This is a genomic window from Candidatus Aminicenantes bacterium (assembly GCA_026393855.1).
Classification (GTDB): Bacteria; Acidobacteriota; Aminicenantia; order Aminicenantales; family UBA4085; genus UBA4085.
This window is the reverse complement of the sequence record JAPKZJ010000068.1, coordinates 33,873-54,668: the sequence shown is the minus strand read 5'-3', so window position 1 is coordinate 54,668 and position 20,796 is coordinate 33,873. Positions and strand designations below refer to the sequence as shown.

Annotated in this window: 25 protein-coding genes; 9 read left to right on the top strand and 16 right to left on the bottom strand. The window is 64.5% G+C overall.

The features are described 5' to 3' along the window. Positions 1 to 221: 221 nt before the first annotated feature. The 4 genes from NTZ26_07450 to NTZ26_07435 are packed head-to-tail and all read right to left on the bottom strand — an operon-like array spanning position 222 to position 3,387. Positions 222 to 1,508 (bottom strand): dihydroorotase, encoded by a 1,287-nt coding sequence (locus NTZ26_07450; GenBank protein MCX6560335.1) that lies wholly within the window; start codon positions 1,506 to 1,508, stop codon positions 222 to 224. After that, complete coding sequence (pyrR, locus tag NTZ26_07445; protein ID MCX6560334.1) at positions 1,505 to 2,098, bottom strand: bifunctional pyr operon transcriptional regulator/uracil phosphoribosyltransferase PyrR; 594 nt, start codon at positions 2,096 to 2,098, stop codon at positions 1,505 to 1,507. The genes NTZ26_07450 and pyrR overlap by 4 nt, the downstream gene beginning before the upstream one ends. Positions 2,099 to 2,141: 43 nt before the next feature. After that, positions 2,142 to 3,080, bottom strand: a complete 939-nt coding sequence (ribF, locus tag NTZ26_07440) for a riboflavin biosynthesis protein RibF (GenBank protein ID MCX6560333.1) — start codon at positions 3,078 to 3,080, stop codon at positions 2,142 to 2,144. A gap of 13 nt (positions 3,081 to 3,093) precedes the next feature. Next, complete coding sequence (locus tag NTZ26_07435; protein MCX6560332.1) at positions 3,094 to 3,387, bottom strand: DUF1844 domain-containing protein; 294 nt, start codon at positions 3,385 to 3,387, stop codon at positions 3,094 to 3,096. Here NTZ26_07435 and mazG point away from each other — a divergent pair. Beyond that, the gene (mazG, locus tag NTZ26_07430) at positions 3,362 to 4,198 is read left to right on the top strand and encodes a nucleoside triphosphate pyrophosphohydrolase (GenBank protein MCX6560331.1); all 837 of its coding nucleotides are present in this window, start codon (positions 3,362 to 3,364) and stop codon (positions 4,196 to 4,198) included. The two genes, NTZ26_07435 and mazG, sit on opposite strands and share 26 nt — an antisense overlap. Before the next feature lie 381 nt (positions 4,199 to 4,579). On the opposite strand, the gene prfB is transcribed toward mazG, so the two are convergent. From prfB to NTZ26_07415, 3 genes are read right to left on the bottom strand one after another with little or no spacing between them, the layout of a single operon-like run. Further along, positions 4,580 to 5,710 carry a peptide chain release factor 2 gene (gene prfB / locus NTZ26_07425; protein ID MCX6560330.1) on the bottom strand — a complete coding sequence of 377 codons (1,131 nt, stop codon included), beginning with the start codon at positions 5,708 to 5,710 and terminating at the stop codon, positions 4,580 to 4,582. Further along, a complete protein-coding gene (gene lnt, locus NTZ26_07420; protein MCX6560329.1) occupies positions 5,707 to 7,248 on the bottom strand; it encodes an apolipoprotein N-acyltransferase in 1,542 nt (513 codons plus the stop codon). Before lnt ends, prfB begins: the two co-directional genes overlap by 4 nt. Positions 7,249 to 7,280: 32 nt before the next feature. Next, a complete protein-coding gene (locus NTZ26_07415) occupies positions 7,281 to 7,964 on the bottom strand; it encodes an SPOR domain-containing protein (GenBank protein ID MCX6560328.1) in 684 nt (227 codons plus the stop codon). 138 nt (positions 7,965 to 8,102) lie between these two features. Here NTZ26_07415 and NTZ26_07410 point away from each other — a divergent pair, with 138 nt between their 5' ends. Continuing rightward, positions 8,103 to 8,378, top strand: coding sequence for an HU family DNA-binding protein (locus NTZ26_07410; GenBank protein MCX6560327.1), 276 nt, complete (start codon positions 8,103 to 8,105; stop codon positions 8,376 to 8,378). Positions 8,379 to 8,431: 53 nt separating this feature from the next. Continuing rightward, positions 8,432 to 9,382: a hypothetical protein gene (locus NTZ26_07405; GenBank protein MCX6560326.1), complete on the top strand. Its 951-nt coding sequence runs from the start codon at positions 8,432 to 8,434 to the stop codon at positions 9,380 to 9,382. 456 nt (positions 9,383 to 9,838) lie between these two features. Here NTZ26_07405 and coaE read toward each other — a convergent pair whose 3' ends face one another. From coaE to NTZ26_07380, 5 genes are all read right to left on the bottom strand, one after another. Further along, a complete protein-coding gene (coaE, locus tag NTZ26_07400; GenBank protein MCX6560325.1) occupies positions 9,839 to 10,459 on the bottom strand; it encodes a dephospho-CoA kinase in 621 nt (206 codons plus the stop codon). A 10-nt stretch (positions 10,460 to 10,469) separates the two neighbouring features. Further along, complete coding sequence (locus NTZ26_07395) at positions 10,470 to 10,877, bottom strand: PilZ domain-containing protein (protein ID MCX6560324.1); 408 nt, start codon at positions 10,875 to 10,877, stop codon at positions 10,470 to 10,472. A 25-nt stretch (positions 10,878 to 10,902) separates the two neighbouring features. Next, complete coding sequence (locus tag NTZ26_07390) at positions 10,903 to 11,595, bottom strand: response regulator transcription factor (GenBank protein MCX6560323.1); 693 nt, start codon at positions 11,593 to 11,595, stop codon at positions 10,903 to 10,905. Positions 11,596 to 11,868: 273 nt separating this feature from the next. After that, positions 11,869 to 12,198 carry a hypothetical protein gene (locus NTZ26_07385; protein ID MCX6560322.1) on the bottom strand — a complete coding sequence of 110 codons (330 nt, stop codon included), beginning with the start codon at positions 12,196 to 12,198 and terminating at the stop codon, positions 11,869 to 11,871. Positions 12,199 to 12,205: 7 nt separating this feature from the next. After that, entirely contained in the window at positions 12,206 to 12,565 is a 360-nt protein-coding gene (locus NTZ26_07380) for a PilZ domain-containing protein (protein MCX6560321.1), read from the bottom strand. Positions 12,566 to 12,755: 190 nt separating this feature from the next. Here NTZ26_07380 and proS point away from each other — a divergent pair, with 190 nt between their 5' ends. The 6 genes from proS (at position 12,756) to NTZ26_07350 (ending at position 18,117) form a co-directional block, all read left to right on the top strand. After that, positions 12,756 to 14,210: a proline--tRNA ligase gene (proS, locus tag NTZ26_07375; GenBank protein ID MCX6560320.1), complete on the top strand. Its 1,455-nt coding sequence runs from the start codon at positions 12,756 to 12,758 to the stop codon at positions 14,208 to 14,210. A gap of 13 nt (positions 14,211 to 14,223) precedes the next feature. Continuing rightward, positions 14,224 to 14,874, top strand: a complete 651-nt coding sequence (locus tag NTZ26_07370) for a protein-L-isoaspartate(D-aspartate) O-methyltransferase (protein MCX6560319.1) — start codon at positions 14,224 to 14,226, stop codon at positions 14,872 to 14,874. Next, a complete protein-coding gene (locus NTZ26_07365) occupies positions 14,871 to 15,326 on the top strand; it encodes a DUF192 domain-containing protein (GenBank protein MCX6560318.1) in 456 nt (151 codons plus the stop codon). The genes NTZ26_07370 and NTZ26_07365 overlap by 4 nt, the downstream gene beginning before the upstream one ends. A 117-nt stretch (positions 15,327 to 15,443) precedes the next feature. Then, positions 15,444 to 16,496: a histidinol-phosphate transaminase gene (locus tag NTZ26_07360; protein MCX6560317.1), complete on the top strand. Its 1,053-nt coding sequence runs from the start codon at positions 15,444 to 15,446 to the stop codon at positions 16,494 to 16,496. Then, the gene (locus tag NTZ26_07355; GenBank protein ID MCX6560316.1) at positions 16,493 to 17,377 is read left to right on the top strand and encodes a CDP-alcohol phosphatidyltransferase family protein; all 885 of its coding nucleotides are present in this window, start codon (positions 16,493 to 16,495) and stop codon (positions 17,375 to 17,377) included. Before NTZ26_07360 ends, NTZ26_07355 begins: the two co-directional genes overlap by 4 nt. Then, positions 17,374 to 18,117, top strand: a complete 744-nt coding sequence (locus NTZ26_07350) for a phosphocholine cytidylyltransferase family protein (protein ID MCX6560315.1) — start codon at positions 17,374 to 17,376, stop codon at positions 18,115 to 18,117. Before NTZ26_07355 ends, NTZ26_07350 begins: the two co-directional genes overlap by 4 nt. Positions 18,118 to 18,120: 3 nt before the next feature. Here the strand turns inward: NTZ26_07350 and lpxB are convergent, their stop codons facing one another. The 4 genes from lpxB to NTZ26_07330 are packed head-to-tail and all read right to left on the bottom strand — an operon-like array spanning position 18,121 to position 20,777. Beyond that, entirely contained in the window at positions 18,121 to 19,281 is a 1,161-nt protein-coding gene (gene lpxB, locus NTZ26_07345) for a lipid-A-disaccharide synthase (GenBank protein ID MCX6560314.1), read from the bottom strand. After that, positions 19,278 to 19,859: a type II secretion system protein gene (locus NTZ26_07340; GenBank protein MCX6560313.1), complete on the bottom strand. Its 582-nt coding sequence runs from the start codon at positions 19,857 to 19,859 to the stop codon at positions 19,278 to 19,280. Before NTZ26_07340 ends, lpxB begins: the two co-directional genes overlap by 4 nt. Then, on the bottom strand, positions 19,859 to 20,251 hold the full coding sequence (locus NTZ26_07335) for a prepilin-type N-terminal cleavage/methylation domain-containing protein (GenBank protein ID MCX6560312.1): 393 nt from the start codon (positions 20,249 to 20,251) through the stop codon (positions 19,859 to 19,861). Before NTZ26_07335 ends, NTZ26_07340 begins: the two co-directional genes overlap by 1 nt. Positions 20,252 to 20,264: 13 nt before the next feature. Continuing rightward, positions 20,265 to 20,777, bottom strand: coding sequence for a prepilin-type N-terminal cleavage/methylation domain-containing protein (locus NTZ26_07330; GenBank protein MCX6560311.1), 513 nt, complete (start codon positions 20,775 to 20,777; stop codon positions 20,265 to 20,267). Positions 20,778 to 20,796: the final 19 nt, after the last annotated feature.

Sequence of the window (20,796 nt, the reverse complement as noted above, 5' to 3'; positions counted from 1 at the left end):
TCGCTGCGGACTCCTCCCCCCCCGGCCCTGGGATTGTCCCTGGGGGTGGGGTTGGCCTTGCTGACTCCGTTGCCGGCCCGAGAGCTCCGGGCGCGGCCCTGACTGAATGCGGGGCGTAGCGGGATTGGGTTCCGGCTTGGGAGGATCCGGGAGCGTCGAGGGTGCGGGGGGCAGGCCGGGTTCGGCCGGCGACGGCTTGGCTTTTGGCTTTCCGAAGATTCTCATGGCTGTTCCTTTGGGAAAACGGGATGTCCGCCCACGATCGTCCGGACGGCGGCGCCCCGCAGGGCCCAGCCGTCGAACGGCGTGTTGCGGCTCTTGGAATGGAAAGCGCCGGAATCGACGACGACGGAACGGTCCAGATCGAGGATCGTCAGGTCGGCGTCGGCGCCGGCGGACAGGCGGCCTTTGTTCCGGAGGCCGAGGATCTCGGCCGGTCGGGTCGACCAGAGGGCCACGAAACGGGCCAGGCCGATCAGGTTCCGGCCGACGAGACGGTCGAGCAGGAGCGGGACCGCCGTCTCAAGGCCGACGATGCCGAATGGGGCGGCGGCGATCCCAACCGCTTTCTCGGCCGTCGTGTGGGGCGCGTGGTCGGTGGCGAGGACGTCGATCGTCCCGTCCGCCACGGCCTCGAGGAGCGCCGCCACGTCCTCCTCGCCGCGAAGCGGCGGGTTCATCTTGAAGCGGGCGTCCCCGGTCTCGAGGGCGGCGTCGGTCAGGGTCAGATGATGGGGGGTCGCCTCGGCGGTGATCGGGACGCCCCGCCGCTTGGCCTGGCGCACGATCCGGACCGATCCGGCCGTACTCAAGTGGGCGATGTGGACGGGCGCGCCCAGGGCCTCGGCCAGGATGGCGTCCCGCGCGACCATGACGTCCTCGGCGGCGGCCGGGATTCCCGACAAGCCGAGGCGGGCCGCCCAAGGCCCCTCGTGCATGACTCCGGATCCGGCCAGGGAGGCGTCTTCGCAATGGTCCGTGATCGGCTTCCCCAGGCCGCGGGCGGTTTCCATGGCCCTCCGCATCAGGGCGGCGTTTTGGAGGCAGCGGCCGTCGTCGGAGAAGGCCACGGCCCCGGCGGCTGCCAGGGCGGCCATATCGACGAGCTCCATTCCCCGAAGCCCCAGCGTCATGGCGGCGATGGGGAAAACGTTGACAACGGCTTTGCCGGCCGCCCGGGCCAGAATCAGCCTGGTGATCTCGGGGCGATCGTTGACCGGATTCGTGTTGGGCATGGCGCAGATCGAGGTGAATCCTCCGGCGGCCGCCGCCCAAGCCCCCGTCTCGATCGTCTCTTTGTGCTCTTGGCCGGGCTCGCGCAAGTGGACGTGCATATCGATGAACCCGGGGGCGACGACGAGCCCGGAGGCGTCGATCAGGAGGGCTTCCCCGGCCTCGATCCGGGGTTCGACCGCGACGATGCGGCCGTCTTCGATCAGGACATCGCGGCAACCGTCGACGGCGGTTCCCGGGTCGACGACCCGGCCGCCTCGGACGAGGAGCTTCAAGGCCGCGGCATCCTTGCCCGTTGCCGCGCCGCCGGCCGGCTCAGGGCGACCGGCTCGGCGATCAGGACCTCGTCGCTCTTGTCCGTCTCCCGAAGCCGCACCTGTACGATCTCGCGGCGGGAGGTGGGCAGGACTTTGCCCACATAATCGGCCCGGATGGGCAGCTCCCGATGGCCGCGATCGATGAGGACGAGGAGCTGGATCGTTTCGGCCCGGCCGATGTCGAAGAGCGAATCCATGGCCGCCCGGATGGTCCGGCCTGTGAATAGGACGTCGTCCACCAGGATGACGTTCTTGCGGGCGATCGGGAAGGGCAGAACGCTCCGGCCGGCGGCCGGAACGGGATGAGACGCGCTCCGGTCGTCGCGGTAGGGGGAGATGTCCAGGGCCGCCACGGGGATCTCCACTCCTTCCATGTCCCGGATCAGGCCCGCGAGACGGCGGGCCAGGGGAAGGCCCCGAGTCGGGATGCCGACGATGACCAGGTTCTTGAGGTCGCGGTTGCGCTCCAGGATTTCCGTGGCCAGGCGGAACAGAACCCGGCGAATTTTTGCCGCATCCATGATGGCGGCTTTGATTTTTTCTTTCAACTCGGTCTCCAGCGTTATTTATATCATTGAACGGGGTTTGGCCTCAAATGCCCTGGCCCAGAACCCGGCGGCGGAAATAACCCCTGGCCGCCTCCGCGTCGCGGGCGATCTGGGCTCGCAAGGACTCGGCGTCGGGATAGCGGGCTTCGTCGCGGAGCTTGCTCAGGAAGGCCAGCCGGACTCCGACTCCGTAGAGGTCGCCATGAAAGTCCAGGATATGCGTCTCGATGGTGACCTCGTGGCCGTGGAAGGTCGGGCGCACGCCCACGCTGGTGACCGAGGGGAAGACCCGCTCGTCCGAGGTTAGGACGGAAACGAACACGCCCCGAGGGATGAGCTCGTTGGGGGTGATCAGGTTGGCGGTGGGGAAGCCGATGCGGCGGCCCCGCCGGGCGCCTGCGACGACGTCGCCTTCGACGGCGTAGGGGCGGCCGAGCAGGGCGTTGGCCATCTCGATTCTCCCACTCATCAGGAGATCGCGGATCCGGCTGGAGCGGACGATCCGCCCGGCTCGTTTGACATGGGGGATGGTCCGCACGGCCAGGCCGTCCCGCCGCCCCCAGCGGCGGAGGTCGGCCACGGCGGCCGAGCGATCGGGGCCGAACCGGAAATCCGCGCCGACCACCACGACCCGGGCGTTGATTCCGGAGATCAGGGTTTCCCGGACGAATTCCTCGCCGGGGCGGCGGGCGAACTCCAGGCTGAACGGCACGATCACGACCGCATCCAAGCCGAGGTTGGCCAAGCCTTCGAGGCGCTGGTCGAGGGTTTGCAGCATGCAGAGCCGGTGGGGGCCGAAGACCTTCTCCGGGTGCGGAGCGAAGGTCACCGCGGCCGCCGGGAGTCCTCGTCGGGCGGCCGCGGCCTTGAGCCGGTCGATGATCCGGCGGTGGCCGAGGTGAAGGCCGTCGAAGTTGCCGATGGCCGCGGCCAAGGGCGGCTTGGAAGGGGGGATGGCGGCCAACGAGCGGAAAATGCGCATGCCGGGCGTCCGCTCAGACCTTGAGAATCTCCGCCTTCTGCACGTAATGGAGCTTCAGCTCCGACAGGCAGCCATCGAGGAAGTCGAATTCCGCAGGCCGCAGCCGGCCCTGGGTCCGGTCCTTGAGCAGGTCCAAAAGGTCGATCATCCGTTTGGCGTATTCGAGGTTCATGTCGGAACCGCCCTTAACGGGGTCCTCGTACACGAAGAACCGGGCCGCGTCCAGAAGCGATCTCGGCGGCGGCTTGGCCGGGGACCGAAGGTATGCTAAAAGATGGACCATGGAAGTCAGGGAACGAGAAAACATCGTAACACGGAATCCCGGCGAAGGCGCCGGCCCCAAGTTTCAGCGCCTGGTCGATATCCTGGCGGCTTTGCGCGGCCCCGGCGGATGCCCCTGGGATCGGGAACAGGACGCCAAGTCCATCGCCGGCTATTTCCTGGAGGAAGTCTACGAGGCCGTCGACTCCTTGGACCAGGGCGATCCCAAGGCCCTGGCCGAGGAGTTGGGGGATGTCCTGATGGAGGTCGTCTTCCTGGCCCGGATCTTCGAGGAGAAAGGGGACTTTGACGCCGCCGCAGCCCTGGACGGCATCAACGAGAAGCTGATCCGCCGCCATCCCCACGTCTTCGGCGGCCCGCCGGTGCAGGACGCCGCCGGGGTCCTCGTTGTCTGGAACCGGGAAAAGCGCAAAGAGAAGAACCGGACTTCGCCGTTCGAGGGCATCCCGGAATCGGCGCCCTCGCTGCTGCGGGCCTTTCAGATCGGCCAGCGGGCCGCCCACGAAGCCTTCGATTGGCCGGCCGCCGGCGATGCCCTGGCCAAGGTCCGGGAGGAGCTGGACGAGATCGACGCCGCTCTGGCCGGCGGCCGAAGCGGCGAGATCGAGGAGGAGATCGGGGACGCCCTGTTCGCCCTGGCCCAGGCCGCCCGCCTGGCGAAGGCCAACCCCGAGCTCGTCCTGCGCCGGGCCAACGCCAAGTTCATGGCCCGGTTCCTGGAGCTTCAGAAGGATTTCGCCGCCCGCGGCCGGGCGCTCCGCGACGCCACGCCGGCCGAGATGGACGCCGTCTGGGAGGAAATTAAAAAAGGTGCTTCTCCCATCTCCGGGAAATAAGCGCGGTTAGGGGTATTGGCCAACGGCGAAATTGCGAGGGCGGCGCCTTTTTCCACAACTCTCTGAGGGAACCTGGCTCTGGCCAGGCGCCGAGGGCTGTTTGAGCATGCGACTATTTAACGAAATCGAAACGGAGTGGGTGATCTCCAAGACCGGATGATCTCGAATGCGCAGTTCCGTAAGATCCTTAATTCCGAAGGCGCCGAACACTTTTGATTTTATTGATATCACCTCCCCAGCCCCTCCTTCCAAGGAGGGAGCCGGTTAGCGCCTTCGGCTGCATGTGCCGAGACGAGCTGTGGGAAAAGGCGAGAAGAGCCCGAAGCCGCCGGGCCAATACCCCGGACTGCGTTTCCCGGAGATGGGAGAAGACCTGAATAATTAGGCGGCCGGCTTTTTCCGCAGGAAGAGGGCGGCCTTGACGAACTCGTCCAAGCCCCCGTCCAGGACCCGCTCGGTGTCGCCGGTCTCGACCCGCGTTCGGAGGTCTTTGATCATCCGGTAGGGGTGGAGGACATAGGAACGGATCTGGTTGCCCCAGGCGATCTCGGTCTTGGCGTCCTCCATCTTGTCGATCTTCTCCCGCTTCTTGCGCTGCTCGAGCTCGTAGAGGCGGGCTTTGAGGACCTTCATGGCGGCGGCCTTGTTCTTGTGCTGGGACCGCTCGTTCTGGCACTGGGTGACGATGCCGGTGGGCATGTGGGTGATGCGGACCGCGGAGTCCGTGGTGTTGACGTGCTGGCCGCCCTTGCCGCCGGCCCGGTAGGTATCGATCTTAAGATCATCGGGGCTGATGGCGACTTCGACATCGTCGTCGACCTCGGGATAGACGAAGACCGCGGCGAAGGAGGTATGGCGCCGCTTGGCGGCGTCGTACGGAGAGATGCGGACGAGCCGATGGACGCCGTTCTCCTGGCTTAAGTTGCCGAAGGCAAAATCGCCCTCGATCCGGATGGTGGCGCTTTTAATGCCCGCTTCTTCCCCCGGCGTCACGTCCAGGGCCTCGGCCTTCCAGCCTTTCTGCTCGGCGTAGCGGAGGTACATCCGCAGCAGCATCGAGGCCCAGTCCTGCGATTCGGTTCCGCCCGCCCCCGGGTGGATGGTCAGGATGGCGTTGCGGGGATCGTCGGTTTCGGAGAACAGGGCCTGGAGCTCCGCCTCTTCCAGATTCTTGGCGAAGGCGGCGACGGCTTGCTCGAAGTCCTGGTCGACCGGCTCGCCTTCGCGGGCCAGCTCCAGCAGGACGTCGATGTCGTCTTTCTTGCCATAGAGGCTGGCCAGAAACTGGATCTCGCGTTCCAGCCGCTTCTTGCTCTGCTGCAGGGTTAGGGACCGCTTCTGATCGCCCCATACGGCCGGGTCGGACAGCTCTTTGGTCAGGGCCTCGAATTCGGTTCGCCGGGAGGCCAAGTCGAAAAAGGCGCGCAGCTCTTCGAACTTGGTGAAAAGGACTCGGGCTTTGGCCTCGAGGTCGTTGAAATGGCCGGAAGTGGCCGCGTTTTGCTGGGTCATGGGCGTCTCTTGATGAGGGCTAGGATTAGGGAAAGGCCCGCAATCGCCACGGAGGCGACGGAGAAGGCGTCTCCGTAGCGGGAATAGAAGGTGGTCTCGGTCTGCGGCGTCACGTCGCCGGCCAGGAAAGTCCGAACGCCGACTTCGCTCTGGGCTACGACCCGGCCGAAGGGGTCGATGATGCCGCTGACTCCGGTCGTGGCGGCGCGCAGGACGAAGCGGCGATTCTCCACGGCCCGAAAGACGGCCTGGGCGAAGTGCTGGTAGGGGGCCGATGTGGCTCCGTACCAGCCGTCGTTAGTGATGGTGACCAGGAAACGGGCCCCGTTCTTGACGAAGCGGCGGACCTCGTCTGGGAAGGCGATCTCGTAGCAGATCGGCGATCCGTAGGGGATGTCGCGGAAGGAGTGCAGCGTCCGCCCTCGGCCGGGCGTCAGGGCGCCGACCGCCGGAGCCAGCCGCTCGACGAACCCGAAGATCGGGCGATAGGGGATGTATTCCCCAAAGGGCACGAGGTGCATCTTGGCGTATTTGGAAACGGCCCGGTCCGGCGATAATTGGAGAGCCGAGTTGTAAAATCGCCGCGCGTCGGGTTCGCCCGACGTCTCGATGGTGCCCAGCAGTAGGCTCGCGCCCGATTCCCGGACGAACCTGGTCAGGATGGCCTCGAGCCGGTCATGAAAGGAATCGTCGCAGCTGAAGCACAGGGGTACGGACAGCTCGGGCCAGACGATGAGCTTGGCGCCCTGGTCACGGGCCTGCCGGGTCAGATCCATGTGCTCCTCGAAGAGAGCCATGATCTTATCGGCCCCGGCGCCGTTCCAATCCATGTCCGGCGAGACGTTGCCCTGGATGACCGCGGCCCGGAATGTCTGGGGGCCGGGCACGACCTTGGCCTGGCCCAGAAATCCCGCCACATGCACGGCGGCTAGGGCGATCGTGCCGAAGGCGAACGGCAGGCGTTTCATATGGGTGATGGAACCGGCGAACAAGGATTGGAACATGACCAGGAGGAACGACACCCCATAGACGCCCGTGACCGCGGCGACCTGGATGAAGGCCGTGTTTTTATATTGGCTCAAGCCCAGAAGGCCCCAAGGGAAGCCCGTCAGGACATGGGTGACGCCGTACTCCAGGGCGACCCAGAGAAACGGCGCGACGAAGAACGCGGTTTCACCCAGCCGGCGGCGGAGGATCGCAAATCCGAGGCCGAAGAGGGCCCAAGTCGATGCCAGGAGCAGGATGAGAAGCAGATAGACGAGCAGGCTGACGACGATCGGAAGATTCCCGTAGTGGGCCGGGACGTTGGGAATCCAGTAGAGGAGAAGGCCATAGAAAAAAGCGCCCGCAACCCAGCCCAGAACCAGGCCCTGGCGCGGCCGGGCTTTGACCAGCAGGAAGAGCAGCGGCAGGAGCGAGATCCAGGCGAAGAACATCAGGTTGAGCTTGGGGAAGGCGAGGGCGGTCAGCGCTCCCGAGGCCGCCGCGCCGAGCAGGTCAATCACCGCCAGCCGGCCGGATTTGGGATCGTTCGTCATGCGGGATGGCCTCAACGCCGGCGGAAGACCGGTCAGCCCTTGACCAGGAAATAGTCGGCGTTCTTCTTTTTGGCCGCTTCGGCCAGCTTGATCCTGGCCTTGTCGGCCTCGGCCTTGTTTTCGTAGGGACCGACGCGGACGCGATAGACCGTCCTCTTGTCCCGGGCCAACGGATCCAGCACGAGAGTCGGAAAGCCGTCTTTCTCCAGCTTGCGGGCGACCGATTCGGCCGCGGCCCTCTCGTCGACGGCGGCGACTTGGACGTACCATACGCCGGCCGTGACGGCGGGCGCTTGAGCCGGCTTCTTGACCTCGGCCGAAGGCGCGGTCGTTTTGGCGGCCGGTTTATCCAGGGGCTTGTTCTCGGGCTTATCGGCAGGCTTATCAGAAGGCTTAACGGCCGGCTTCTCGCCGGGGCCGGATGCGGGAGCGGCGGCCCCCGATTTCACAGCCGGGGGGTCGGCCTTCGGCACGATCGCGCCGGGCTTGGCTTCGGGACCGGCGCTGCGCGCATGGGCGTCGAGCTCGGACTGGATCGTTCCGGCGGGTATGGCCGGTTTGGCTGTTTTCTCCCCAGCCTTGGCGGCCAGGGACGTCTTTTTGCTGCCCATGGAGATGCCCAAGAGGAAGACGAAAGCGCACAGCGCGATCAGGCCCAGAAAGACCCCTACCAGCTGGTGGGTGGCGAACTGCAGTTCACGCCCGCGCTTGGCCATGTCAGTGTTCTTGCTCGGATGTCTTCACGCTGATTCCATTATAGAAAGGGCATTAGCGGAAGTCAACCGAGCCGAGCGGGAGTCTTGACATTTGGGGGGCGAAAAACTAAAGTAAGGCTTTCCACGCAGGAGATTTCAATGATCAAGAACGATATAGCCCTGGCCATCGAGAAGAAGTCCAGCTTCAATGCGGCGAAATCCCTTCTGATTGTGGAAGCCATTCTCGATGCCCTCAAGGACGCCTTGGCCAAGAAGGAAAAGGTCGAGATCCGGGGCTTCGGCAGTTTCAAGGTCATGGCCAAGAAGACCGGCTACGGCCGCGATATCCGCCGCAAGAAGCAGATCCACATCACCGAAGGCAAGCGTATCAAGTTCCGTTGCGGCCAGGAGCTGAAGAACATCCCGTCCGAATGACCGGGTCCTGTCCCGAGGCTCCGCCTCTTCCCGATACGCCGGAGGAATATCCCATGGCCCGTATCGTCCGCCCCCTGACTCCAGACGGCATCCGCACCTACCCCCTCCGCTCCCGGCCCAGCAAGGTCGGCCTGGCTGATTTTGCCCGCCCCCTGGCGCCGGGCGCGTCCGTCGCCGAATTCTTTGAGTCCCTGCCGGGCTTCTTGGCGGCGGCGGACTTTCGGGCTTTCGTGGCGGCCTGCCGGGCCGGGCGCGACCGGGGCAAGCCGTTGGTGTGGGGCATGGGAGCTCACGTCATCAAGGTCGGATTGAGCCCGATCATCCTGGACTTGATGCGGGAGGGATGGGTGTCCGGGCTGGCCCTCAACGGCGCCGGCATCATTCATGACTTCGAAATCGCCTTCGCCGGCCGCACCTCCGAGGATGTCGAAGCCCGCATCCGCGACGGCCGCTTCGGCATGGCCAAGGAGACCGGCGAGCTTTTGAACGTGGCCATCCGGTCGGGCGCCGCGGCGGGGCTGGGGCTCGGCGAATCCGTCGGCCGGATGATCGCCGGATCGAAGTTTCCCCATCGCGACTCGAGCCTGCTGGGCACCGCGGCCCGCTTGAAGATCCCGGTCACCGTCCATGTGGCCATCGGGACCGATATCATCCATGTCCATCCCCAGGCCAGCGGCGAGGCCATCGGCCAGGCCTCGCTGCGGGATTTCTTCCGCCTGGCCGGGCTGGTGAAAGAGATGAACGGCGGCGGCGTCTACCTCAACGTCGGATCGGCCGTCCTCCTGCCCGAAGTCTTTCTCAAGGCCGTCTCCTTGGTCCGTAACAAAGGCCACAAGCTGGACGGCTTTTCCACCGCCGTCTTCGATTTCATGCGCCACTACCGGCCGTCCGAGAACGTGACCAAGCGGCCGCTGGGGAAGAAGGGGAAAGGCTATTACTTTGTCGGCCCGCACGAGATTCTCATCCCGCTGCTCGCGGCCGCTCTCAAGGAATCAAAGTCCTAAGCCGATACTTACGCAAGAACCCTTGATTCAAGGCTCGAGACAAGGGGGTTCGCTATGGCGGAAATTTTTGCGCCGTGGCGTCTCGTTTTTCTCGGCGGCTCGGAACTCGCGTCCCGCATTGATTTTACGGTCTTTGTACGGTCCACTCAGACATCCTCACCGGCCGGCCTCTTTCCGGGCCGCACCTTTCGGAGCCGCATGACGAATCCTCCCCTGTTATAGGGGAGGCAGGAGGGGTAAGACCAATAAGAGAAATTGGAATGCGGCTCCGCTTGGGCGAAATTTCCGCCCTCGCGACGACGGGCGAGGCGCCGGTCGTTACGAGGACTGCGAAGCGACCGCATCGGCGCTCACCCCCATGCTCTTCGCCCAATTTAAGAAAACAGCCATTTCTGAAGAACTTGAGAATTAGACAAACGAGAAAAGCTAAAGGAAATATGATCCGGCTACTCGGGATTATTTTCGTTTAGCGGAGGCGGACTCGTCCAAGAGAAGCGTGTATACCGCTTCGGCCCGGGCCAGGGTCTCTTCCAAGGCGCCCGAAGTATTGATCACGTAATCGGCCCGGCGGGCTTTTGCCGCGGGATCCATCTGCGCCGCCAGTCGGCGCTCGGCCTCGGCCTTGGTCAGGCCGTCCCGCTCCATGAGCCGCTTGGTCTGCGTCCGGCGATCGCACTTGACCACGACCACCCGATCGAAGAAATTCTCCAACCCCGTCTCGTAGATCAAGGCCGCTTCCGAGACGAAAATGCGGACGCCGCCGCTCGTCTCGGCCTTGGCGGCGGCGGCCCGCAGGTCCGCAAGGACCAGGGGGTGCAGGATTTTTTCCAAGTCGCGCCGGGCTTTGGCGTCCCGGAAGACGACCGCTCCCAAGACCTTGCGGTCGATGGTCCCGTCGGTGCGGACAATGCGGGCTCCGAAACGATCCCTGACCGCGGTCCAGGCGGGCCCGCCGGGATTCATCAGACGATGGGAGGCCTGGTCGGCCCGGTGGAGATACGCGCCCCGGCATTCGAAGACGGAAGCGACGACGGTTTTGCCGCAGGCGATGCCGCCGGTCAGGCCGACTCGCAGCATGACGGTTCGTTTAGGACTTGGCTTCGAACTCAAAGTCTTTGTCGAAACGGACGGCGACGCCCTGTTTCTTAGCTTTTTTGTCGGGCTTCTCCAGGCGGATGGTCAGGCCGCCGATGCGGAGCTTGACCTTCTTGCCGTCGGTGGCCTTGGGCGGAATCTCGATCACCAGGTGGATTTTAGACCCGACAATCACGCCGGAGTCCAGGCAAAGGTACGCCCCGGTCGAGCTGATGTTCTCCAGGGTGGCCTCTTCCTTGAATTTCTTGCCCTGGGGCAGGCGGCCCTCGACGACGGCCCGCAGGGGCAGGTAGAACCGCCATTCGCGGCGGCGGTTCAGTTCGGCGGCGGCGGCTGCGGCGGCGGCTGCGGCGGCGGTCTGGCGTTTCCGGGGCTTGCTCTTGGCTGCGGTTTTCGTCATGGGGCATTTCCCTTGTCGGATGGGATTAAAACAAAGCCGAGTTGATGGCGTAGAGAGCCAACTGAAGGCGGCTGTGGGTGTCCAGCTTGGCGTAGATGCTCTTGATATGGGAGCGGACGGTGTTTTTGCTGATGAACAGGGTTGCCGCGATCTCGTCGTTGCTCCGGCCCTGGCCGATGAGCTTCAGCACCTGGAACTCGGTCGGAGTGAGCTGGTCGAGGGTCTTTTCCTTCATGTCGCGGCCGACGACGGCGATGATGCGGTCCATGATGCTGCTCATCTTGTCCCGCGGCAGCCAGATCTCGCCCCGGGCGATCACCCGGATGGCCTCGGGCAACTGATGGGCCTGATCGTTGAGGTCGAAATAGCCCCGGGCCCCGACGTTGATGAGGCCGACGATCTCCTCGTGCGACGGGATGTTGCCCAGGATGAGCATCTGGGTTTTGATTGGGTCCTTGGAGGCCTCCCGGATGGCCTTGCAGATCTCGCGCATATTGGGCAGGGTTTCGATACTGGCGAAGAGGACGACATTCGGCTTGAGCAGGCGGAGCGTCTGCATGAGCGAATCGATAGTCGTCTTTTCGACGTTGACGACTTCGATCTCGGGATCGGCCTCGATGGCCTTGAGGATTCCGGACAGAATCAGGTCGGAGGGGCAATAAACCAAAACCTTGACGCTGGCGGCCGCGACGGCGGGAGTGGGTTTCTTTTTGTTCATACAGGCCCCTTCATGGGAGTTCGATCATCTGACTGTATCGTATTCGAACACCCCGGGCGTGTCAATAAACCCGCTCGATACCCCGGGCTTCGGCCCGTCCTCATTCGCTTCGCGAGGGAGGACTGCAACCCCGTCGTCGAACCGCCGGGGCGGAAGCCGAGTCCGGGGTACTTATGGGGTTAATGCTGAGCGGCGCTTATAAACCCGATTTGAAAACTGGGATTCGGCGCCGCAAATGTATCGAACCGGTGAGAGAAGGGGCGAAACGCCGCCTCAGGCGGTGTTGGGGGTGACGCGAAAGCCGGGATTGAGCCGCAGGCTGACGAGCCGCTCGGGACGGCCCGCCGAGGGGCACGGATGGATGTCCAGGACGGTGCCCGAGAGGGACAGGCGGAACGACGAGCCCAGGAACGTCGTCCTCGGCACGGCCATGGAGAACAGGAGCTTGGCTCCCGGCTCCACCGCCGATTTCAGCCATAACCGGGCTTCCTCGGCGCTGACCGAGGCCAAACGGGCCGGCTCGACGAAGTCCTCCGCCCTGGCGTCGCGGCCTCTGACTACGGTCGGCAGATCGAGCTCGAAGGCTCGTTCGCGTTTGTCCATGCGGTCCTCAGGCATCCGGCTTGATGATGTAGCGGCTGTCAAAGTGAACGGTCACTTTTTGGCCGGCGGCCGGATTCCGCTTCATTTCGACCATGACCACCCGGCCCTTGATTGCGAGCTTGAGGCTCTTATCTTCGGCCAGCTTCTCCGGCAGGTCGATGACCAGCTTCAGGCGGGCCCCGATGGCCACCGGGCTTTTAAGGCTGAAGGTCGATCCCTGGTGGTTGATAAACGTCAGGACGGTGCCTTCGCTGAACTCCAGCCCTCTGGCGTTCGTGCCCTCGACCTGGGTGGGGAGGGGGAAGCTGAACCCTCTCTCTCCTTCAGTCAGGTCGGAGGCCTCGTCCGCGGGCCATTTTTTCATCATCTCGAGTTCCTCTAAGATCCTTTACTTCCTTGGCGGGTATAGAATGACATGACCCTCCCGGGTGGTCAATCACCCCCAAGGGTGATGAAAAGGGTGAAAAACCGTTTCCAGGCCCTCCCCCCCTGGCTTGGTTGACAACCCGGCCGGCCGGGTCTAGAATGACCGAGCATTTTCCTCCTTGGAGCCCTCCATGAGCAAAGACGAGCGTTTGGTCCGCCAAATTACCCCGAAAACAGAGGATTTTTCCCGCTGGTACCTCGAGGTCGTTCAGAAAGCCGAGTTGGCCGATTACACCCCGATGAAGGGGATGATGGTCATCCGCCCGTACGGCTACGCCGTCTGGGAGAACATCCAGCGCTTACTGGACCGCCGGATCAAGGACACGGGCCACGTCAATGCCTATTTCCCGCTGTTCATCCCCGAAAGCTTCCTGCAGAAGGAAGCCGAACACGTCAAGGGCTTCTCGCCCGAAGTGGCCTGGGTCACGATCGGCGGCAAGGAAGAGCTGGAAGAAAAGCTGGCCGTCCGCCCGACCTCGGAGGCCATCATCGGGTTCATGTACTCCAAATGGATCAAATCCTGGCGCGACCTGCCCGTCCTCTACAACCAGTGGGCCAACATCGTCCGCTGGGAGAAGGTCACTCGGCCGTTCCTGCGGACGACCGAGTTCCTCTGGCAGGAAGGCCATACCTGCCATGAAACGGCCGAAGAGGGGGAAGCCGAAACCCTGAAGATTCTGGACATGTATAAGGAATTCTGTGAGACCGAGCTGGCCGTCCCGGTCATCGCCGGGCGCAAGACCCTGCGTGAGAAGTTCGCCGGAGCCAGCATGACCTACGCCATCGAGGCGCTCATGTCGGACGGCAAGGCCCTCCAGATGGGCACTTCGCACAACCTGGGCCAGCATTTCTCCAAGGCTTTCGACATCAAGTTCGAGGATCGCAATCAGACGATCCAATACGTCTGGCAGACCTCCTGGGGCATGACCACCCGGACGATCGGGGCCCTGATCATGGCCCACGGCGACGACTCCGGGTTGCGCCTGCCGCCCCGGATCGCGCCGATCCAGGCGGTCATCGTCCCCATTCCGGCCGCGAACTGGAAGGACACCGTCCTGCCGGTCGCCCAGAATGTCCGGGATACGCTGCGGGCGGCCGGATTCCGGGTCGACCTGGATGCCAGGGAGGAATTCACCCCGGGCTGGAAGTATTCCGAATACGAGATGCGGGGCGTCCCGGTGCGGATCGAGATCGGCCCCCGCGACGTCAAGTCCGGCCAGGCCGTGCTTGTCCGGCGCGATCTCAAGAGCAAAGAGTTCGTCAGCCTGGACGCTCTGTCGACGCGCCTACCGGTCCTGCTCGACGAGATCCAGGCGACCCTTTTGAGCCAGGCCCGCGAGTTCGTGGCCGCGAATACCCGAACCGCGTCCAACTATGAAGAGTTCAAGGAAGTCCTGGAGTCCAAGCGCGGCTTCATCCAGGCCCCCTGGTGCGGCGGCGAGGCCTGCGAAGACAAGATTAAGACCGAAACCATGGCCACGATCCGGGTCATCCCGTTGGCCCTGGACGGCGTTCCCGTGACGGGGGGCTGCATCTGTTGCGGCCAGCCGGGCCAGGCCACGGCCCTCTTCGCCCGGGCGTACTGAAGCTCCACGGCTCATGAGCCGCTCCGTAGATCAGGAATGGGCCGACCGCCGCGAGGCTATGGTCTCGGACCAGATCGAGGCCCGGGGCATCGCCGACCCGCGCGTTCTGGCCGCGATGAGGAAAGTCCCCCGTCACGAATGCGTCCTTGAAGCTACGCGCGGCGCGGCCTATGCCGACGAGCCTCTGCCCATCGGCTATGGGCAGACGATCTCCCAACCCTACATCGTGGCCTATATGTCCGAAGCCTTGGGCCTAACCGGGAACGAACGCGTCCTGGAGATCGGGACCGGCTCCGGCTACCAGACGGCCGTGCTGGCCGAGTTGGCGGCCGAAGTCTTCACCATCGAGACGGTCGGCCCTCTTCTGGAGCGGGCCCGCGGTGTCCTCGGGGGACTGGGATACCGAAACGTCCGGTTCCGGGAGGGCGACGGATCCGGCGGCTGGCCGGAAGAGGCGCCTTTCGACGCCATCCTGGCGGCGGCCGCGCCGGCCGCCGTGCCGCCGGCGCTCCGCGACCAGCTCGCCCCGGGCGGCCGTCTCATCCTTCCCGTCGGCTCGGCCCACCAAGATCTCGTCCTGATCCGGAGGCGGGCAGGCGGCTTCGAGGAACGCATCCTGATCCCGGTCCGCTTCGTGCCCATGATCCAAGGAGGTCCCGCGTGAAAAAGATACCGGCCCTGATCGTCTTGGCCGCCCTGGCCGTTGCCGCGCCTGTCTTCTCTGCCCAAAACGGCCCTGAGTTCCTGAAGGTCTATATGCCCGACGGGCGCTCGATCACCGCCGAGCTGGCCGCTACCGAGGCCCAGCGGGCCCGCGGCCTGATGGGCCGGCCCCGGATAGGGCCCGACCAAGGCATGCTCTTTGTCTTCGACACCGAGGGCATCCACTCGTTCTGGATGAAAAACACCTTGGTGGCGCTGGACATGGTCTGGCTTGATCGCGACCACCGGATCGTTCATATCGCCGCCGACGTCCAACCTTGCCCCCGCGATCCCTGCCCCTCCACGACCCCGGCCCGGCCGGGGCTCTATGTCCTGGAGCTCAAGGCGGGGATAGCCGCGGAATTCAAGCTCAAGCTTTTCGACCGGTTGGATTTCGCCCTGCCGCGCCGTTGAGGCCAAGGCGGCCGTCGGCGCGTTGACCCTCTCCCGGCGAAGGGGTATAATTTCCCGCTTGGCCGCGCCGATTGTCGGGCGCGAGCCCTGTGAACCCAACCCCGAGGGAGAGAGAACTTGGCCCAAGACATTATCTATCTGGACCGCAACGAGAACAACTACGGCCCGGCTCCGGCTTGCTACGAAGTCCTCCGGACCGCCACTCTCGAGCAGATGAGCTGGTATTCCAAGGATTTCGCCCGCGGCGTCAAGAGCTCCCTGTCGGAGCGGCTGGCCAAGGAATACGGTGTCCCCGAATCCATCGTCCTGCTCGGCTACGGCGGGGAGGATCTTCTGAAGCAGACCGTCCACTGCTACCTGGCCAAGGGCGACACGATCATGATCCCGACCCACTCCTGGTGGTACTACAAGGCCATCGCTGCCGAGAAGGGCGGGTTCACGGTCGAGTACCCCATGCTCCCGGGTCCCGACTCGTTCGTCTACGACGTGGACGGGCTGCTCCGCCTGGCCCGCCAACACGGCCCCCGGGTCGTCCTGATCAGCTCACCCAACAATCCGACCGGCAACTCGCTCGAAACGGCCGACCTGCGCCGGGTCCTGCACGAGCTCGTCGGCAGCATTGTGGTGCTGGACGAGGCCTATTGGGGCTTCGGCGGCACCCGGACCAACTATGTCAAGGAGTTGATCAACGACTTCCCCAACCTGATCATCATCCGGACCTTCTCCAAGTTCTTCGCCATGGCCGGGATCCGCATCGGCTATGCCTTCATGGGCCGCGGCCTGACCCAGCTGGCCCAGTTCAGCGCCCGCTATTTGGGCTACAACAGGCTTTCCGAACGGCTGGCCTTGGCCGCCCTCGACTCGCCCGAATATTACAATGGCATCAGCGCCCGGATGATCGAGGACAAGGAGATGCTCTACCGGGAGATCAACCGCATCCCCGGTTTCAAGGCCTATCGGTCCAACGCCAACTTCATCCTGGCGGACATCCCGCCCGCCCAAAAAGACGCCCTCAAAGACGACCTGACCAAGCGAGGCCTGATCATCAAGTTCTTCAAGAACGAGCCGTTCCTGGACTACTGCGTCCGGATCACCATCGGCACCCGCGAACAGAATCAGGCCCTGGCCGCCGCCCTGGCCGCCTTCGCCGCGGAGAAGAGACTGCGGTGAGCCTATTTGCGGACTTCAAACGGTCCCTCAAGATGGTTGAGGTCGAGGAGATTTTCGATCTCTATCTCTTCCGGCCGCTGGCGTATCTCCTGGTCAAGGCCATCTACAGGACCAAGACCACGCCCAACCAGATCACCCTCTTCTCGATTTCGGTGGGTGTCGCGGCCGGGGTATGCTTCGGGCTCGGCAATCGTGATGTTGTCATCGCCGGCGCCCTGCTCTACGCCGGGTCGGTCATCCTGGATTGCGCCGACGGCCAGCTGGCCCGATTGAAGAAGAACGGCACCCGGATGGGCCGGCTGCTGGACGGCCTGGTGGACTACATCACCGGATTCGCGGTCTACCTCGGCGTCGCCATGGGCCTGCAGCCGGAGGGCTGGAAGGACGGCCGCTGGTGGCTCCTGATGGCGGCCGCCGTGGCCAGCAACGTCTTCCACTCCATGCTCATCGATTACTACCGCAACCGCTTCCTCAACGTGGTCAACGGCTTCCCCGCATACGAGAACGAGGATTACCATAGCTTTAAGGTCGAAAGGGAAGGCCTGCGCGCTTCGGGTCGGCATTCGATCCGCCGCTCGTTCATCAGCTTCTATCTGGGCTATTTGGAGCTGCAGCGGCGGCTGACTATGCGCTGGCAGCCGGACAGCCCCTTTCGCCGGGTCGCGGCGGCTGATTTCCGGACCGCCAACAAGGCCATCATGCGCGGCTGGACGTTTCTTGGATCCACCACCCAAATCGTCCTCCTGATTGCCGCCATCCTATTTGGCCGGATGGACATCTATTTCTGGATGATGATCGTGGTCCTCAATGTCGCCGCCGCCGTGCTGTTTCTCATCCAGGCCCGAATCGACATCCACCTGGAGGGGAGCTCGATCGAATGAAGGGCGTCATCCTGGCCGCCGGGATCGCCTCGCGGCTGCGGCCGCTGACCGACGCCACGCCGAAATGCCTGCTTCCGCTCGGCGGCAGCACTCTGCTTGGCCGAACCCTCGACAACCTGGCCGCGGCTGGCATCCGCGACATCGTCATCGTCACGGGCTACCTGGAAGACCAGATCCGCCGCTATGTCGGGGCGAATCATGCCGGCTTGAAGACGACCTTCATCCGCAATGACGTTTACGCCTCCACCAATAACATCTACTCCCTCTGGCTGGCCCGCGAAGCGGTCCGGCGGGAAGGTATGGTGCTTCTCGACAGCGACATCCTCTTCGACCCCTCCGTTCTTCCGGCCGTGCTGGGGGCGGACGCTCCGGCCGGGCTGGCCGTCAAGACCGGGCGCGAGCTGGGGGAGGAGGAGATCAAGGTCGAGGTCGACGACCTCATGCATGTGCGGATGATCGGCAAGCATGTGCCGCCGGACTTGGCCGCGGGGGAATCGATCGGGATCGAGGTTTTCTCTCCTGCCGCCATGGAACGGCTGTTCGCGGCCATGGAGCGCAAGGTCGTGGCCGAGGGCCAGGTCAACGTCTTTTACGAAGCCGCCTTCCAGGCCATGATCGACGCCGGGGGCACGATCATGGCCGTCGACATCGGCGACGCGCTGGCCATCGAGATCGACACCATCGACGATTTCCGGCGGGCCGAACGGGATATCCTGCCCCAACTGCCGCGAACCCGCTGAGCCTCAGACGGGCGGGGCTTCGCGCTTCGTCTGTTTCAGGAGATCCGATAATTCCCGAGCCGCATTGAGGGAGGCCGGCCGTCCGCCCAGGCCGGCTCGGATGTCGGCGAAGCGGACTTTCATCCGGTCCCTGCGCTCCGCGGACCCCAGCCATTCGATCGCCGCATCGGCCAGGCGGGCCGCCGTGAAGTCCTTCTGGATGAGCTCTGGCACGAGCGGCTCCCCGGCCAGGATGTTGACGATGCTGAAGAGCCGGATGCGGATGAGCTTGACGCCGAGCAAATAGGTCAGGGGGGAGACCTTGTAGAAGGCGATCAGGGGAACGCCGAGCAGGGCGGCCTCCAGGTTGGCGGTGCCGCAGGCCGAGAGAGCGAGATCGGAGGCGGCGATGGCGTCGTAAGGCGACCGGTCGACGACGGTCAGCCCGACCAGAGAGGGGGGGATGAAGCTGCGCAGGAAGCCCTCGTCCAGGTCTTCGGCTTTGATCAACGCGAAGCGGGCGCCCGTGGCCGCCGCGATCCGCGGCACGGCCTCCATCAGCGTCGGCATGTGGCGGGCCACTTCGCCCCGGCGGCTGCCCGGCAGGAGGGCGACAAGGGGGCGGCCCGGCTCGACCCCCAGGCCGGCCCGGACTTCGTCGCGGCCTTTTTCCGTCCGGACGCGCTCGAGCAGGGGGTGGCCGATGAATCGGGCTGGCACGCCCGCCTCGGCGTAGATCTTCTCTTCGAACGGAAAGATAAGCATCATCCTAGCGATGTTGCGGCGGATCGTCTTGATCCGCCCCGGCCGCCAGGCCCAAATCGTGGGGCTGACATAGTAGAGCACCGGGACGCCCAGCTTCTTCAAGCGGGCCGCCAGCCGGAGATTGAAATCGGGCGAATCGATGAGGACCGCCGCGTCGGGCCGCCGGCGGCGGACTTCCGCTTCCAGAGAACGGAAGAGTCGGCGCAAGCGGGGCAGGTGGCCGACGATCTCGGCCAGGCCCATCAGGGCCAGGTCCTCCATCGGGTAGAGCCGCTCGAGGCCCGCGGCCTGCAGGGCCGAGCCCCCGACCCCGAAGGCCGTGGTCTCCGGATGACCGGCCCGGAAGGCCGTGAGAAGGGCCGCGCCGTAGTTGTCGCCCGATTTCTCGCCGGCGACGATGAAGATCGACGGACCGCTCATTTATCGGTCCGTCCGAAGCGGATGATTTCCGGCTCCGAGTCCGGGCTCTGGCCGTAAAAGAACAGCCAGGCGTCGTAGGTATCCCGGTCGTTGTAGATGCGCAGTGAAGTCTTGGTCGAGCGGCTGACCACGCCGAGGATGCGGGCGTTCTCCACCGACCTTACCGATTCCTGGGGCACCACGAAGATGCGGTTGACGGCGGGACGGCCCGCCGCACTGGTCCCTTGTCCGGTGCGAGCGGCAGCCCCGCGTCCCGAGGAAGCCTGGTTTCCTCCGGATGCGGAATCGGCCTGCAGAATCAAGTCCCATTTGCCGTCGCGGGTCATGGGATCAGGGAAAGGCTTGCGGAGGCAGCGGGCTTTGATCAGGTCATCGATCGAGGCCGGGAACTTGCCCGGGTTTTTGATCTGATAGATCCGGACGGCTTCGACATATTGCCGCCCCCGGAAGATGAGCTCCTCCTCCGCTTCGCGCTGGATCTGGGTCTTCCAGACCGGCACCGCGGCCAGCAGGCCGATGGCCAGGACCGTGATCATGGCCATCAGGATGATGAAGGTGTATCCGGCTTGGCGTTTCATCACCAGGTGTTGTAGGCCGTTCCGTCCAGGCCGACCCGTTCGGAGCCCGAGTGGACGTCGGTGATGCCGGGGACGTATCCAGGCTCGATCTCGTCCGCCTTGGGCTCTTCCCTCACCTCGATCCAGGTGTCGGCGCTGCCGGTCATCGGGTCGACCGGCTTTTTGAGCAGGTAGCCGTCGTCGACGAGAGCCTGCAGGGACGAGGGGTACTTGGACTTGTCGGTAAAATACTGGCTGATGAGCTTGCGGATCGTGAAGAGGTCTTCCTTGAGCGTGGATTCGCGGGCCTTAGTGGCGGCGTTCTTGAACTGGGGCAGGGCCAGGCCGACCAGGATCCCGATCATGGTAAAGACGATGATCATCTCGATCAGGGTGAAGCCTTTTTCCCGCATGAGTCCCCCGTTATCACCAGTCCCTGTACTTGGTCCCGTCGATGGCCGTGCCGCGGGCCCGGGTGTAGACGTCGTAGACATCTTCTTCGCCCCAGGTCGTCGCGTCCGGCGGGTCTTGGGACGAAAGCAGCCCCCAAACCGCGGTCCCCGTCATGGGATCGACGGGAATGCGGCGGAGGAACTTGATGATCCGGCCCTCGCCCTTGCCCTCGGAACGCCCGGCCGTCGGGCCGGCGGCTTGGGTCGCGGCCAGAAGCTTGACGCCCTTGACCAGGACATCCAGGGTCAGCGGGTAGCCGTCCTTGGCCTCGCCGACCTCGATCTTCTTCTCGTCGGCCATCTTCTTGTAGGCGTCGATGGCCTCCCGAATCTCCCGCAGGCTGCGCCGCAGCTCGATCTCCTTCTCCCGCTTGACGGCCGTCTTGGCCAACGGCAGGGCGGCCCCGGCCAGGATGGCCAGGATGGCCGCCGCCACCGTCATCTCGGCGAGGGTGAAACCCGCCCGCCGACGGAAGAAGCTGCGCATGGCGCGCGCCTCCTTGATC

Bases quoted from the DNA above. Each gene is read 5' to 3' on its own strand.
- ribF (MCX6560333.1), bottom strand. From the start codon at position 3,080: ATGCGCATTTTCCGCTCGTTGGCCGCCATCCCCCCTTCCAAGCCGCCC.
- mazG (MCX6560331.1), top strand. From the start codon at position 3,362: ATGGAAGTCAGGGAACGAGAAAACATCGTAACACGGAATCCCGGCGAA.
- NTZ26_07435 (MCX6560332.1), bottom strand. From the start codon at position 3,387: ATGTTTTCTCGTTCCCTGACTTCCATGGTCCATCTTTTAGCATACCTT.
- prfB (MCX6560330.1), bottom strand. From the start codon at position 5,710: ATGACCCAGCAAAACGCGGCCACTTCCGGCCATTTCAACGACCTCGAG.
- lnt (MCX6560329.1), bottom strand. From the start codon at position 7,248: ATGACGAACGATCCCAAATCCGGCCGGCTGGCGGTGATTGACCTGCTC.
- NTZ26_07415 (MCX6560328.1), bottom strand. From the start codon at position 7,964: ATGGCCAAGCGCGGGCGTGAACTGCAGTTCGCCACCCACCAGCTGGTA.
- NTZ26_07410 (MCX6560327.1), top strand. From the start codon at position 8,103: ATGATCAAGAACGATATAGCCCTGGCCATCGAGAAGAAGTCCAGCTTC.
- NTZ26_07405 (MCX6560326.1), top strand. From the start codon at position 8,432: ATGGCCCGTATCGTCCGCCCCCTGACTCCAGACGGCATCCGCACCTAC.
- coaE (MCX6560325.1), bottom strand. From the start codon at position 10,459: ATGCTGCGAGTCGGCCTGACCGGCGGCATCGCCTGCGGCAAAACCGTC.
- NTZ26_07395 (MCX6560324.1), bottom strand. From the start codon at position 10,877: ATGACGAAAACCGCAGCCAAGAGCAAGCCCCGGAAACGCCAGACCGCC.
- NTZ26_07390 (MCX6560323.1), bottom strand. From the start codon at position 11,595: ATGAACAAAAAGAAACCCACTCCCGCCGTCGCGGCCGCCAGCGTCAAG.
- NTZ26_07385 (MCX6560322.1), bottom strand. From the start codon at position 12,198: ATGGACAAACGCGAACGAGCCTTCGAGCTCGATCTGCCGACCGTAGTC.
- NTZ26_07380 (MCX6560321.1), bottom strand. From the start codon at position 12,565: ATGATGAAAAAATGGCCCGCGGACGAGGCCTCCGACCTGACTGAAGGA.
- proS (MCX6560320.1), top strand. From the start codon at position 12,756: ATGAGCAAAGACGAGCGTTTGGTCCGCCAAATTACCCCGAAAACAGAG.
- NTZ26_07370 (MCX6560319.1), top strand. From the start codon at position 14,224: ATGAGCCGCTCCGTAGATCAGGAATGGGCCGACCGCCGCGAGGCTATG.
- NTZ26_07350 (MCX6560315.1), top strand. From the start codon at position 17,374: ATGAAGGGCGTCATCCTGGCCGCCGGGATCGCCTCGCGGCTGCGGCCG.
- lpxB (MCX6560314.1), bottom strand. From the start codon at position 19,281: ATGAGCGGTCCGTCGATCTTCATCGTCGCCGGCGAGAAATCGGGCGAC.
- NTZ26_07340 (MCX6560313.1), bottom strand. From the start codon at position 19,859: ATGAAACGCCAAGCCGGATACACCTTCATCATCCTGATGGCCATGATC.
- NTZ26_07335 (MCX6560312.1), bottom strand. From the start codon at position 20,251: ATGCGGGAAAAAGGCTTCACCCTGATCGAGATGATCATCGTCTTTACC.
- NTZ26_07330 (MCX6560311.1), bottom strand. From the start codon at position 20,777: ATGCGCAGCTTCTTCCGTCGGCGGGCGGGTTTCACCCTCGCCGAGATG.